The organism is Peribacillus sp. B65 (assembly GCF_058513295.1).
This window is the reverse complement of the sequence record NZ_CP195840.1, coordinates 3,943,043-3,957,508: the sequence shown is the minus strand read 5'-3', so window position 1 is coordinate 3,957,508 and position 14,466 is coordinate 3,943,043. Positions and strand designations below refer to the sequence as shown.

General features: G+C 39.1%; 12 protein-coding genes. 3 read left to right on the top strand and 9 right to left on the bottom strand.

Annotation, left to right across the window (positions count from 1 at the left end; genetic code table 11):
* Positions 1-160: 160 nt before the first annotated feature.
* Positions 161-1,801, bottom strand: coding sequence for a PucR family transcriptional regulator (locus ACSR9O_RS19260; protein WP_491724926.1), 1,641 nt, complete (start codon positions 1,799-1,801; stop codon positions 161-163).
* 445 nt (positions 1,802-2,246) lie between these two features.
* On the opposite strand from ACSR9O_RS19260, the gene ACSR9O_RS19255 reads away from it, so the two are divergent.
* A complete protein-coding gene (locus ACSR9O_RS19255; protein ID WP_491724925.1) occupies positions 2,247-3,368 on the top strand; it encodes an alanine dehydrogenase in 1,122 nt (373 codons plus the stop codon).
* A gap of 343 nt (positions 3,369-3,711) precedes the next feature.
* On the top strand, positions 3,712-5,067 hold the full coding sequence (locus tag ACSR9O_RS19250) for an APC family permease (RefSeq protein ID WP_101223023.1): 1,356 nt from the start codon (positions 3,712-3,714) through the stop codon (positions 5,065-5,067).
* Positions 5,068-5,318: 251 nt separating this feature from the next.
* Here the strand turns inward: ACSR9O_RS19250 and phnX are convergent, their stop codons facing one another.
* The 5 genes from phnX to ACSR9O_RS19225 are packed head-to-tail and all read right to left on the bottom strand — an operon-like array spanning position 5,319 to position 10,618.
* Entirely contained in the window at positions 5,319-6,134 is an 816-nt protein-coding gene (gene phnX / locus ACSR9O_RS19245) for a phosphonoacetaldehyde hydrolase (protein ID WP_230176698.1), read from the bottom strand.
* Positions 6,131-7,225 (bottom strand): 2-aminoethylphosphonate--pyruvate transaminase, encoded by a 1,095-nt coding sequence (phnW, locus tag ACSR9O_RS19240; protein WP_101223025.1) that lies wholly within the window; start codon positions 7,223-7,225, stop codon positions 6,131-6,133. Before phnW ends, phnX begins: the two co-directional genes overlap by 4 nt.
* 25 nt (positions 7,226-7,250) lie before the next feature.
* The gene (locus ACSR9O_RS19235; RefSeq protein WP_230176696.1) at positions 7,251-8,243 is read right to left on the bottom strand and encodes an extracellular solute-binding protein; all 993 of its coding nucleotides are present in this window, start codon (positions 8,241-8,243) and stop codon (positions 7,251-7,253) included.
* A gap of 13 nt (positions 8,244-8,256) precedes the next feature.
* Complete coding sequence (locus tag ACSR9O_RS19230; RefSeq protein ID WP_101223027.1) at positions 8,257-9,873, bottom strand: ABC transporter permease subunit; 1,617 nt, start codon at positions 9,871-9,873, stop codon at positions 8,257-8,259.
* On the bottom strand, positions 9,866-10,618 hold the full coding sequence (locus ACSR9O_RS19225) for an ABC transporter ATP-binding protein (RefSeq protein ID WP_101223028.1): 753 nt from the start codon (positions 10,616-10,618) through the stop codon (positions 9,866-9,868). The genes ACSR9O_RS19230 and ACSR9O_RS19225 overlap by 8 nt, the downstream gene beginning before the upstream one ends.
* A 228-nt stretch (positions 10,619-10,846) precedes the next feature.
* On the opposite strand from ACSR9O_RS19225, the gene ACSR9O_RS19220 reads away from it, so the two are divergent.
* Positions 10,847-11,605 carry a DeoR/GlpR family DNA-binding transcription regulator gene (locus tag ACSR9O_RS19220; protein ID WP_491724924.1) on the top strand — a complete coding sequence of 253 codons (759 nt, stop codon included), beginning with the start codon at positions 10,847-10,849 and terminating at the stop codon, positions 11,603-11,605.
* 408 nt (positions 11,606-12,013) lie between these two features.
* On the opposite strand, the gene ACSR9O_RS19215 is transcribed toward ACSR9O_RS19220, so the two are convergent.
* Genes ACSR9O_RS19215 through ACSR9O_RS19205 form a run of 3 tightly spaced genes read right to left on the bottom strand, consistent with a single transcriptional unit; the run spans position 12,014 to position 13,885 of the window.
* The gene (locus tag ACSR9O_RS19215) at positions 12,014-12,490 is read right to left on the bottom strand and encodes a methylated-DNA--[protein]-cysteine S-methyltransferase (protein WP_101223031.1); all 477 of its coding nucleotides are present in this window, start codon (positions 12,488-12,490) and stop codon (positions 12,014-12,016) included.
* 29 nt (positions 12,491-12,519) lie between these two features.
* Positions 12,520-13,092 carry a bifunctional transcriptional activator/DNA repair enzyme AdaA gene (locus ACSR9O_RS19210; RefSeq protein ID WP_101223032.1) on the bottom strand — a complete coding sequence of 191 codons (573 nt, stop codon included), beginning with the start codon at positions 13,090-13,092 and terminating at the stop codon, positions 12,520-12,522.
* 22 nt (positions 13,093-13,114) lie between these two features.
* Positions 13,115-13,885 carry an isocitrate lyase/PEP mutase family protein gene (locus tag ACSR9O_RS19205; protein ID WP_491724923.1) on the bottom strand — a complete coding sequence of 257 codons (771 nt, stop codon included), beginning with the start codon at positions 13,883-13,885 and terminating at the stop codon, positions 13,115-13,117.
* Positions 13,886-14,466: the final 581 nt, after the last annotated feature.

Here is a 14,466-nt window from a genome sequence, read left to right as displayed (position 1 = left end):
TTACCATTCATTAAGTACGTATGAATGATAAGTGGAGTATTACAATTAGAATGTAAAATTAGGTTAAAAATGGAATAAGGGTATGGGACGTCAATGAATATTATTGCTAAATTATTTTTATCCTCGGTCTTAACATCGCCCCGTGGTTGGCGATTGATAACTACTTCGTAGGTACTTCCACTTGCTGTATAAGTTGATATGCTTTCAAAGCCATTTCAACGTTTAATCTGTTCTCCGGCATATCAAAATCAAGATCAAGAATCTTTTTTATCTTTTCCAGCCGATGATAGAGTGTTTGTCTTACAACATGTAATTTTTGAGCAGTAAGCTTCTTTGAGCGATCAAGCTCAAAGTATTTTGCTAATGTCAGAAGCAATTCCGTTCCATATTCCTTATCATAGGATATTAAAGGAGAGAGATAGTCTTCAATAAAATGTGCTGTATCTTGATCATGCTGAATTAATTGTATCAATCGAAAGATGCCAAGGTCTTCGTAAAAGGCACTTGTCGAAAACATACGATAATTTAAAGCTAACTGCGCTTCTCGATAACCAGTATGAGCATCCAAAAGTAACTGGTATTGTCGCCCAACGCCTATACGGATTTGGCTAGATTCACCTTCTTTAACATATAGCAACGCATTGATCACTTTCAAGAAGCGTGCCTTAGAGGAATCGGCAGTTCCAAGATCAATAGCTAATACAATAATCTGATTTCTTACAGATGTGATATAGGGTGTAAAAGAATATTTTGCGAACCCAGACCGAATTTTTAAAGAATAATGATAAATAGCGGATTCATTTTCTTCATCCGATAAACTTAATGAAGACGGATGAAAAACATCTTCGATATCAATGATTGCAATTCGATAATGTATAGAAGCGCGCTTCGATTTTAAAGAAATAAATCCCCTTGCCTGTTCCTCATTATTGATGCGTCTATTAAGTAAATCATTTAGCCATGTAGATTCTAAACGTAATCGTTTTTCATCCAAATAATGTTTGCGCAATAAGTCTTGTGAGATTGCTAGAGAAGCACGATCAAGGATTAGGAAATCAAATTCATCCAATTCACGATCTAAAACCATAACAAGGTACGCCCAGATTTGATCCATTGCTCCGATCGGTTGGAGAAGAATAGTATGGTTCAATGCCTTCCATTCAACGGGCGAATCATTTGTAATTCGGTCATGCCAGTGTTCTTTATCTTCATAAATCGTGTGAAGTAGCTTTTCCATAAATTCATTTTTCAATCCTGGAATCGAAAAAGGTGTTCCTTCTATAGGAAGATAGATTATTGGTGCTTCTGTCTTCTGTTGCAACAACTTTAAAATATTTGATAACCCATGAGTAGTGAGTGACAAAGAATGGAACTTTCTGGAAATAGAATCTAGTGTAACCAACTTCTCATGATGAGAATTAATGATAAACGAATGTAGATCCTGTGCTATTTCGACGAAATTTATGAATTCTTTGAAAATAATAATCGGAAAGTTATACTCATTTGCCATCTCGATCATTTCTTTAGGGACCTTGTCGAAGTGGTGTCCAAGTTCTATACATAAACATGAGGCCTTGCGTTCGATAAGATTTAACAAAAATGAAGTATTAGAGGAGTCTCTCCATTCAAACCCAAATCCGGTGGAGAGTATCAGTTCCCCTCCCTGAAAGATGGTATCATCAAAAAACGGAATTTCAAGGACATGTGTCCATTTGACTTGACGGTGCAACCCATTTGCCCCCGCAACTACCTCCGTCTTTGAAAAGAGTGAGCGCTTAAGAACATCTTGTACTGTAAGCATATGTACCTCCTCATTTAATAATGGTTAGCTGTATCATCTTATTATAACTATACTAGAAAGTCTAAGCCCATAAAATATGGTACCCTATCTCTGTTTAACCCCAAGTAATACGACCAATGTCTATAAGTAAGTTCTTTTACGTGCTTTGTTGAAAACCTTAATCAACCTGATAATCTATCATAATTCTCACCATTATTCATCAGTTATATGTGTGCATGAACGGTGGAGTACTGAAACTTTAAACGACCAAAACATTCGATAAACAATGGAAAAATCATCACTTTTCACCAATGCTATATTCATAAAAGTACAAAATGGCCAAAAGTGCTTGGTTAAAAAAAAACTAATATAAATTTAACCCCGTGTCTAATGAAAGGGTTATCATTTCCCTGTAAGATTTTAGAATGTTCAATAAATTAAATGCAATTAAAAAGGAGAATGAACAATGATAGTAGGAGTTCCTAAAGAATTAAAAACTGCAGAGACTAGAGTGGGATTAAATCCAACATGGGTAAAAAAATTAACAGCTTACGGTCATGAAGTACTAATACAAAGCATGGCAGGAGAAGCTAGTGGTTTTTGTGACGAGAAATATGTTTTGGCTGGAGCAAAAATAGTAAACACGATTGACGAAATTTATGAGAAGGCAGAATTTGTTGTTAAAGTGAAGGAACTTCAACCCTATGAATACGGCCTTCTTAAAGAAGATCAAATGATAATGGCATGGTTTCATTTGGCGGAAGATGTAAATCATGAAATGACACAGGCATTACTAGATAAAAAAGCCATTTCATTATCAATGGAATTAATCGTTTTACCTGACGGGACAAGACCTACCATTAAACCAATGAGTGAAATTGCCGGAACATTAGCAATGCTTGAAGCAGTCAAATATGCTCAATATGGTTATGGCGGAAAAGGTATACTTCTCCGGAAACTGGCCGGTTTACCGTCGAGCACTGTACTCATACTTGGTGGTGGCAATGCTGGACTCAATACTGCGCAAGTTGCTGTGGGTCTTGGATTGAATGTAACAATCATGGAAGCATCAATGAAACGCATTGATTATTTGAACAACCAGTTGCCACAGGTGGACATTTTGGGTTGGGATAAAGATATGATGTTTGAAGAACTTATTCAAAGTGATGTTTTAATTAATACAATTTATCCGATGCCAGGGGTAACCGAGCCTCTCATTACACGAGAGATGGTCAGTAAGATGAAACCTAATTCTATTATTATTGATATTGCAGGAACGGGTATAATTGAAACCTCACGTTATACGACTTTAGAGGATCCAGTTTACTACGAACAAGAAGTCCTACATTACTGTGTCCCGAATATGCCGGCTCTATGTCCACAAACCTCGACAAACATGATGCTGATGACAACCGGCCCATATATTATGAACATTGCGAATAATGGTTTGAAAGAGGTTGTAGAAAATGATGTAATAGTAAGAAATTGTATCAGCACTTTGAACGGTGAAATTGTTCATCACGAAGTTGGGATCAATCATGACATGCCTTATACAGATATAAAAACGGAGTTACTATTGTCAAAATAATAAAGCGTTCTTAGAGTCATCTCATATCCTACGTTTCATTTCGATTGATTAGAAATCAGTGTACACGTTATTGAACAAGTCGCTACTAAAGAAATTCCAGGAGTCAGTAAAGATGCCGGCGAGAAGATTTTTGCAGGAATTATCTTTGTTATTCTGCAGACGGAATTCCTTACGAGGAATGGGGAAACAAGACAACAAATTCATGGATAATTCAAAGTAGGCTCCCTAGCATCTTTCTGACTTTTTTATGATTTCTAGAAAACCACGCATTAAAAAAGATGTAATAATATTGATCCTATTTCTTGTAAAAAGTTAAATCAGGTAAAAGAGGAGAGTATTTTACATGTCGAATTTAAGTAAAACGGATAGAACACTGACACTCATTCCAGTTGTATTGTTTGGTTTTTCATTTATGGGGTTAACCACAGCTTTTACTACGTATGGTATTGCGGCCAATATTTCCCACGGTACGGTTCCGGGAGCAATGATAGTTGCTCTAGTGGTAATGATGTTTACTGCTTACAGTTATGGGAAAATGGCAATTGCGTTTCCATCTTCAGGTTCTGCATATGTTTATACGCAAAAATCGCTCAATCCCTCTGTTGGATTTCTTGTCGGATGGGTGATCTTAATGGATTATTTATTTATGCCCATGGTGAATTATTTAGTATTTGGTATTTTTTTCTCAGCAGCCTTTCCTACAATTCCAAGTTACATTTGGATTTTAGGTATGCTGATTCTCGTCACTTTTATTAATATTAAAGGATTGAAGATTGCCACAAATGTAAACGCATTCATAACGATTTTTGCTTTTCTTTTTATCGTTATCTTTATAGGTTTTTCCATTAAGGAAATTTTTATGGGAGAAAGCACGGCAACTCTTTTATCTCTTGAGCCATTCTATAATTCGAAAGAACCCTTTTCTTATACAATAGCTGGAGCAGCTTTATTATGCTTTTGTTTCCTTGGGTTTGAATCAGTTACAGCGTTTGCGGAAGAGACAGTGAACCCTAAGAAAACAATTCCCCGAGCTGTTATTTTAATTACTCTTGGTGGTGGTTTAATCTTTACAAGTGTTTCATATTTCTCGTATCTTGTATGGCCAGAGTATAACACATTTAATAATCCTGATTCGGCTGCCTACGAAATTATTAAACTTGTTGGTGGAAAGGCGATGTACTCAGTATATCTTGCGCTTTATGCATTAGCTGTATTGGGTAGTGCCATGTCGTCCCAGGCAAGTGCATCACGAGTCCTCTATACGATGGGGCGAGATGGACAGTTTCCTAAAAAGTTCTTTGGCAGCCTGCATCCGAGATATAGAACACCCGTAAATAATATACTGATCATTAGTTTTGTCTCTTTGCTTGCTTTATTTTTAAGTTTAGATCTTGTAGCATCATTTATTAATTTCGGGGCGTTTCTTGCGTACACTTGTGTTAATATTTCCGTAATTGCTCATTATTATATTAGAAATAGAGAACGTTCGGTTAAAGGAACTGTCTTATATTTATTTGTTCCTATTATTGGAGCTGCCCTTGATATTTTACTTCTTGTGAATCTTGATGCGCACTCAAAAGTACTTGGAGTAAGTTGGTTAATAATAGGCTTCATTTATTTACTTGTATTGACAAAAGGACTTAAAAAACAGCCACCAGTATTAAAAATCGAAGAAAATTATAGTGTAGATTTAAAATAAAGTCACGCTGTTTATAAAAAAGATGAAAAACGGTTTAGACATAAACTATTGTCGGTATGAGACCTACAGTTCATTACTGGATTATCTATCGAATGGTTATCTAACGAAAAGATTGATGTCGTAAGTCTTCCACCTTGTAAAAAGAAATAAAGAATATAGAGATAACAATCAGTCCAAAAGTGAAAAAGTGCAGACATATCTCATTCCCAATCGAGAATGAAGGATATGCTGCACTTTCTTCGCACTGAATGTTAGTTTGAACGAGGTCTTTTCCCATCCGCTATTAGAAGGTTGATGGTATCTATGAGTTCAGGCAGTTCCTCCATCGTTTTGATGGTGAAGTCTGCGCCGTTTTGCATAAATGTGTCTGCCGTTTTAGAGATGAGGTTTTGTTTATCTCGTTCTGGTAAACTCGTATACTCATCCAAACTCAATCCCATCTCGGAGCTTCCGACAATGATTCCGACCGACCATACTCCAGCATTCACTGCCTCTTGCATATCGGAAATGGTATCGCCCACCTTCACTACTTTCCATGAAGCCGCTAACTTCAATTTTTCCATATTCCTATATATCATGTAAGGATAAGGCCTTCCAATCGAATCGGTTTGATCCGGGGTTACATGGAAATCCGGCCGATACCCTTTTTGCAAAGCATTTGCTACGACGACCTCCATCATTGTATCCGTATATCCCGTTGTCGACCCAATCTTCAAGCCCCGATTCCTTAATGCTTCCACCGTCTCGATAACCCCCGGAATGGGATCTGTATAATCCGCCAATGACATCATCAATGCCGGTTCGAATTCAGCATATAGTTTTTCAACGTCTTCCTCATTGAATGGCCTTCCGTATTGTTCCTCCCATAACGAAGATATCCTTGGCATGGTCAGCATCGCACGAATATGGTCGATTTTCAGCATGCCCATCGGAGCTCTGGCTTCCTCCATCGTCACGTCCAGTCCAGCATTCTTAAAGATATCCACAAAAACATTCACTGGTGCAAAACATCCAAAATCCACAGCTGTTCCTGCCCAATCCAAAATGATTCCTTCTACCTTATTCATACTGTCACCACTTTCATATATTTTTCTACGATCCTGCCAAGTTCCTCGATATCTTCTTCATGGATTTCGCCAATATTGCCAATTCGGAATGTATCTATGTCAGTAAGCTTTCCAGGGTATATTACGTATCCCCTCTCTTTGATAAAATTATAGAAGTCCTCAAAATCAAAGGCTTCAGTTGGAAAAAGGAAAGTTGTAATGATAGGCGATTGTTTATCAGGTGAGATATATGCATGAATGCCCAATTTTCCCATCAGCTCCCTCAGCCTGTCATTATTATTTTTATAGCGGGAGAATCTAGCTGGGATGCCGCCTTCTTCCGTTAATTCTTCCAACGCTTTAGCAAACGCGGCCACTACATGTGTTGGAGAAGTGAAACGCCATTTCCCATCCTTGTCCATCTCTTTCCACTGATCATATAAATCCAAGGACAAACTGCGGGCATTGCCTTCACAAGCCAATAATTTCTCAAGCTTTACGATGACAAAACCAAAACCGGGGATTCCTTGAATGCATTTATTTGCACTGCTGATCAAATAATCAATTCCGAGTTCAGGCACATTCATGTCAACTCCGCCAAAGCTGCTCATCGCATCAATGATCAAGATTTTTCCTTGTTCCTGTGATATCTTCGAAACCATTTCTATCGGATTTAAAATCCCTGTCGTCGTTTCACAATGAACCATTGCTATATGTGTGATGTCACGATCATCCAGTAAAATGTTTCGGATTTCAGCTTCATTTGGAAACTCATTGTACTCAACGCCATACTCCACATGATTCAGCCCGATGCACTCCGCCATTTTCACAATCCGTTTCCCATATGCACCATTCGTTATGATCAGCACTTTATCGGATTTTGAAAGTGCAGTCGTCAGCACAGATTCTACAACAAACGAGCCGCTTCCCTGCATAAGTACAGCCGTATATTCTCCGTTTGCAGCATACGCCAATTCAAGAAGCTGAGATCTGATTTTTTGTGTAATTTCTTTATAATCATTTTCCCACGTACAGCGGTCAACAAGCATTTCCTGTTTCACCGTACTTGTAGTGGTCAGCGGTCCAGGCGTTAATAGTTTATAGGTATTCATTTTACTTCACTCCTCACTGTATTTATCATTGTGCCGATTTAAAGAACTCTTGATGCTGTTTTAATAATTCAACCGTTAGGGGCTGCTTGTATTTCTTAGGATGGGCCGGTTTGTTCTTTTCCGTTACCTTTTCACCTTCATAAAGTGCGACCGGGTAATGTTTCAGCAATTCTTCTCTAGCATCTTTACTGATTGTTTCTGCCATTTTCATTGCTAAACTTGTTCTACCTTCATTATCTTTATTCACGACAGCCACAGATTCCGTGTAGGAGAAATTCCCCTCAACCGGATCGACGAACTTGATCGGTAAGCCCGACTCTTTAGCCATCACGGCTTGGTAGCGTAAACCAAAACCGGCAGCCACTTCCCCTGCTTGAACTTTATTGATTGGACCTGAACCTGAGCTTTCAAGATGCGGACCGCTATTAGCTATTAAGTCATGGAGAACCTTTTTCCCCTCTGCGTCACCGTATTGACTGATTATTGCTTGAACTAAAAGCCACCCTGTTGAAGAGTCCAGGATATTAGGAATTGAAACGAACCCTTTATATTCCGGCTTTGTCAAATCCTTAATCGAGGTAGGCATCGGCAGGCCTTTTTGTTTAAGCACTTCCGTATTTACAAAAATGGAACCGGTATTTGCCAAAATCGGCGTGTAATAGGCTGGATTTTTTTCCAAAGCTTTTGCACTGAATGACAGGTCCTTGAACATGGAGTGCTGATCTTGGGCACTTTCAATGAAATAGGAACTCATCGTCACGACATCGGCCTCGATTTCAGCGCCTTCTGCGAGCAGTTTCCCTCCTAATTCAGATGTGCCTAATGATTGAAGGACGTATTTCCCTTCATATCCGGCATCTTTCAGGGAAGTCTCCATTGCTGCAGTGGCTTCTTCATCTCCATTCGTATAAATGACCACCTTTTCCTCATCCGCTTTGCCGCTGTTACGGCCGACCAATACAAATACCAAACTTAAAGCAACTAAAGAAAGTAAGGCTATCTTCAATGTTTTAGACATAATATCCCCCTCATTAATGTTTGAATTGTCTTTTTTGATAATGATCACAAAGCAGCTTCACGACTAGATTTGTAAAAAAGATAAGTAAAGACAGGATGAATATTTCATTGAATTTCGCAAAATGCTGAAGCTCTTTAATTTTACTGGCCACTAATGTGGTTTGGGCCGTGACCAAAAAGATGATTCCGCTGATCGTCACCATACTATTGATGAAATAGTAGCTGAACATCTCGATCACCGTAGATGCCGAATTTGGCAGAATGACACGATAGATTGTCCTGATCCAGCTATCCCCCAATAGATTCCCGGTGGTTTCCCAACCAGGGTTCATTTTGGATAAAGAGTTCTTCGCCATTAAATAGGGTGTTGTAAAGAAGTGGACAATGTTACATAGAATGATGATGGCAAAGGTTCCCTTCCAGCTGCTGCCGTTGAACAGCAGCAAATACGATAAGCCCAACACCATTCCCGGTACTGTATTCGTCAGCATCGAAATGACATCCATTGACGATTTCCCCTTAAGGGGCGTCCGGACATTCAAAACCGCAGAGCTAAAGGCGATGAACGTTCCCATTACAGCCGTCATCAAGGCAACGAATAAGGAGTTTTTATAAACTGCCGTTAAATCGCTTGATTGGAATGTGTCGATAAAGTGCTTTATGGTGAACGAGAGATCGTAAGGGAAACTAGTTAAAAATGGTGCAATGAACATGACCGCAAATACAGAAAACATCCCTATCAAGACCAGCAGCGAGATACCCCCAAAACATATATCCCTTCCTATGTGCTTCGTCAATTCGATATCGCTGAACTTGTCATAATGAAAATTAAGTTTTTCGAGATAGTTTAATAGAAAAACACTGAATACTACCGGAATGAGCATGAGAATGGCAATCACTGCACCGTTATTGAAATCAGGGATTGAACCTAGCATGACTTGATACAGCTGCGTCGCAACAACGGAGTAGGTCCCGCCGACTGAAGCCGGTATCCCAAAATCGGTGAAGCTCAAGATGAATGAAAGTACAAAGGCTCCTCCCAAAGTTCCCGATAATGGCCGTATGATCGTATTCATGAAACTTCTTATCGTTCCGTCACCCATTAATTTTGAAACGATGATGAACTTTTTATCCATGTACTTGAAGGAATTATTAATGAGCAGAAAAGCTGATGGCAATGTATAAATCACATAACCTATCAATAATCCATTAAATCCGTATATATCGAATAGATTCCTTCCAAAAATCTTCGTTATGATTCCTTGATTTCCAAAAGAGTAGATGATCGCAAACCCGAAAGTTATCGTCGGAAGCAGCATCGGAATAAGGATCCCTGTTTTAATTACACTTTTTAACGGCCTATATAATCGGGTGCAATGGATGGAATAGGCCAGGAAAAAGGCTAAAACGGTCGTAATGACGGCTGTGAGCCCTGAGATTTTCACGCTGTTTCCAAATGACATCATCAGCTCTGCATTTGAAAGGACCGTTAGATAATTCGAGAGACTGATTCCATCAGCCGTTTCAAAAGAACGGACGAACAATATCCCAAGCGGCAAGAAAAGAAAAGCGGCAAATAGCAGTAAGATAGGTATATAAATGACTCTCATTGCCGGTTTTACATCAGGCATACTTTTCACCGAATAAGTTGTAAATATTTTCTCTCTTGATCTCCAGTTGTTTAAGAATGAATTCCTTCACAAAATCATTGGCTGGCTGATTGATGATTTCTTGAGGCGATCCAAATTGAGAAATATTCCCTTGATTAATGATCAAAATCTTATCGGACATCGTCAAAGCCTCTTCCGGGTCATGTGTCACTATGATCGTCGTGAGCTTAAATTCTCGGGCAATGGATTTGATGCGTTCCTTTATCGATTCCTTGATCACACCATCCAAAGCACTCAGCGGCTCATCAAGTAATAGGATTTTCGGTTTCATTACAAGAGTCCTTGCGATCGAAACCCTTTGTTTCTGACCCCCGGATAATTCGCTGATCCTTTTTTTTAAATGCGGTGTTAATTCCAGAAAATCTATGTATTCTTGAAGCTCTTCCTTGGAAACGGATCCCTTCCTGTTCCTCAATCCATAAACGATATTTTCATAGGCATTCAAATGCGGGAAAAGAGCGTAATCCTGGAAAACTATATTAAATCCCCGGTCTTTCATGGGCACGTTACTCAAATCGGTATCATTGAAAATGATTTTTCCATGATTGATACCCGTCAAGCCCAAAATTATATGTAATAAAGTAGTTTTGCCGCTTCCACTTGGTCCTAATAGTGAAACGATCTCCCCCGTTTTTATTTCAAGATTTATATTATCCAAAACTGATTTTCCATCGAATTGCTTGCTAATATTTTGTAATTTTAGCAAACCGTTCACCTCCTTTAATACACCCTTAGTATAAAAGCCATTTGTAAAACGAATTTGAGATTTTTGTAAATACTCTGTAAATATTGAACACTTTATTACTAACTTAATACTAACTTTTGACCAACTAGTGATATTTTTATCATCTATATGTTGAATATGTTCGCGGTAAACAGTACACTTAAACTGAATATCAGGAAGATAGATATGAAGAATAGGCGGGTGTAACTTATGCTTCCTCTTGAAAGGCAAAAGAAGATCATCGAGTTATTAACGATTAGAAAAGTTATGAAGATTGCCGAGCTTACTGAAGAAATGCAAGTTTCCATCGAAACCATCAGAAGGGATATAAACCTTCTTACAGGGCAAGGAAAAATAGAAAAGATCTATGGCGGCGTTAAGCTGGTTCAATCGAAGTTTGGAGAGTCGACGATAGATGAACGGATGTTCAGTCAATTAGAAGAAAAGGAATCCATCGCTCAAAAATGCAGTGAGTATATCGACGATGGTGATTGCATTTATATCGATAGTGGTTCAACAACCTATCAAATCGCTAAATATATAAAACAGAAAAAGAAACTGACCGTGATAACCAGTTCGATCCCCGTTGTAAATGAGCTCATTCATAGCGACATCGAGATATTGATCATTGGCGGGAAAGTCAGGCGAAATGAACAATCCATCGTTGCATTTGACTACTTATTCAACTTTAGTGAATTGAATATTACAAAAGCATTCATTTGTGCGAGCGGCATAACCGTTGAAAAAGGCATATCCGACTATAATTTAGAAGAAGCGAACACACGAAAAAAAATCATAGATCTATCCCAAGAAGTCTATGTTGCCGCTGACAGCACAAAGTTTGGGAAAGACGTGACCATCGGGATATCTTCACTGGATAAAATCGATTACATCATAACCAACGATCATTTACATAAAGATTTCATCTCTTCATTTAAAGAGACCGACACACATTTGATTCTTTCTTAAAAGCAAGAAAAAAACGGGAACTATACAATAGTATAATTCCCGTTTTTTTGTTCAAGTTGCAGTTGATTTCAGAAATCCGCTCCCTTTCCGCCGACTGTCTGCCAAGCCTCCTCGACGCAAGCGTCTGTGGGGTCTCGGCTAGCCAGTTTTTCGGCAGGAGTGTCGCAAATTTCTTCAATCCAGAGAGTTTTCATCCTATAAAACAGTAAAAATACGTGAAAGATAACCAAGTTTTGTTTGAAAAATGTGGTAAAAAAACCCCTCACTAAAATCATGAGAGGGATCGGGATGAGACCATTCCTAAATAAAAAACTGTGTCCTCCATCAATGGAGAGTGAAACTCAGGCTAATTTCTGGTTTTGACTCTGACCGGGCCCGGGCGATTCCCATAAAGTTGAGCCTAGTACCTCAATTAAAATTCCTTTCATGCTGAAGGAGCCATTCCTTTCTCCATAAGCCACCCGCATAACCAGTTAATTTCCCATTTGAACCTATTATTCGATGACAAGGAATCACGATGCTTAACTTATTTCTGCCGTTAGCGCTCCCTACTGCCCTAATGGCTTTTTCATTACCGATTGAAACGGCGATGTCTTTATAGGAACCCGTGTTAGCGTACAGGATTCCTGTTAATGCGTTCCACACGTTTTTTTGGAAGATGGTCCCTTCAAGTATATAAGGAAATGTAAATTCCCTGCGTTCACCTTTGAAATACTCATCAAGCTGACTAAAGCACTCCGCCAAAACCTTGGGCGTTTGCTCTTGCATAATATTTATCTTTATATCCCTTTCAGCGAACAGTATGGAACAAATGGCATCATTCGTTCCTGATATCTCGATAACTCCAATCGGCGATTCATAATCTAGTTTATATAATTCAGGCATATAAGGAACTCCATTTCTGTATATGTGGCTTACATTCGATTCTTAAGATTCATGTTACGATATTCACTTGGAGTACAATTTTTCAAACGGCGAAATACTTTATAAAAGTTTGAAGGGCTTTGGAAGCCCACTTCAAGGCAAATCTCAAGGTTCGTTAGACTTGTGCTTGTTAGAAGGTATGAAGCTTTATCCACTCTTATTTTTTCCAAGTACGAACGGGGAGTTTCTAATGTTTCCTTTTTGAACAGCCGCTCCAGATAATAGGAACTTACACCGACATGATTGGCAATATCCTTTAATTCCACTTTTTGATTATACTGATTTACCAAGAAAGCAATGATATCTCTTACAAGTCCCAACTGAGGGGAATCATCAACTTCCGGTTGGCATCGTTTGCAAGCACGGAAACCAGCCTTTTCAACTACATCGATGTCATGATAGAATTTCACATTTATTTTTTTCGGCTTCCTTGACCTGCAGGAAGGGCGGCAATATATTTTAGTTGTCTTTACTGCGGTAAAGAATAGTCCGTCATATTTAGGGTCGCAAGCAATGATCTTCTCCCACATTTCTTCAAAAGTAAGATTTATAGCAACAGCCATTATACTCCGCATCCTTTCAGGTTTAGTTCCCATATAAATGTGAGGTGTCATTTAACTCTACTATTCGTGCTGTCTCTCGTTCTATCAATGCAAAGACTTTATCGGATAGGGCATTTCCGAAACTGAGACGTTTTACGCCTAATTCCTCAAGCTCCTTACCATTCGTCAATCCAGGCAAAGATAATACATTAAGGGGAGCGCCTACATTCAAAGTGATTTCCTTTATATCATCATGGTTCGTTAATCCAGGGATGAATATTCCGCTGGCACCACTCTCCACATACGCTTTTGCCCGCTCTGCCGTTTCCTGGAAATGATTTTCTTTTTGAAAATAAGTATCTGTTCTAGCATTGATGTAAAAACCTTCATACCCATTATAATCCAACGCTTCCCTTATTTTTAATAGTAGGCTGCAGTGTTGAGATATATCTCTTAGACCTTTTTGTTTTTTGAATGAATCCTCAATATTGATCCCGGCTACACCGACGTCTGCCGTCCTTAACACATTATCGACAATCTTTTCTTCGGTTTCACCATAGCCTGCTTCAATGTCCGCAGTGACGGGAATTTTCACATTATCCGCAATTAGTTTAATAATACCTAAATGTCTTTCAAAATCAATCAATTCGCCATCAGAATAACCCAGGGAGTTGGCAATTCCCCAGCTTGTCGTTCCAATCGCCTTGAATCCTGATTTCTCGAGAATCAAGGCCGATAATAGATCCCAGGCATTCCCCAATATCAACAGGTCCTTCGAAAAGTGTAATTCATTGAATTCCTTAATGTTAGTCATTATAGATGCTCCTAAAATTTATTTGACCTCATTTTAACAATCAACCCAGCTCCAAATCGTCCTCATTCTTGCTCTTATGGTCCATTTCAAATAATGATTGTGCTGGATTCCCGTGACAAATAAAAAAAATGCCCTTTCATACCAGGGCATTTCAGTTTGTATACAAAAGGGTTCTATCTAAAGTTATTACAAAGTTGTTTGGAACGGAAGGTACGATACTCCTGCGGGATGAGCGAGTCTAAGGGAGACCCCACAGGCGCAAGTGCGCCGAGGGCGGACCACCCGCGGAAAGCGAGTGCCTGAAGTGGAAATCAACGTCTAAATTTGTACAAGCCATAAAAAAACTGTAGGAAATTCCATTATTATCGGGTTTATCTACAGTATGTAAGGTGTATCATGGCACATTCCTGTTGTCGACAAAAGAGGTTTCATCTAAATGTTAAAACAAAGTTGTTTGGAACGGAAGGTGCGAGACTCCTGCGGGAATAGCGAGTCCAAGGGAGACCCCACAGGCGCAAGTGCGCCGAGGAGGCTCCCGGACCGCCCGCGGAAAGCGAGTGCCTGAAGTGGAAATCAACGTC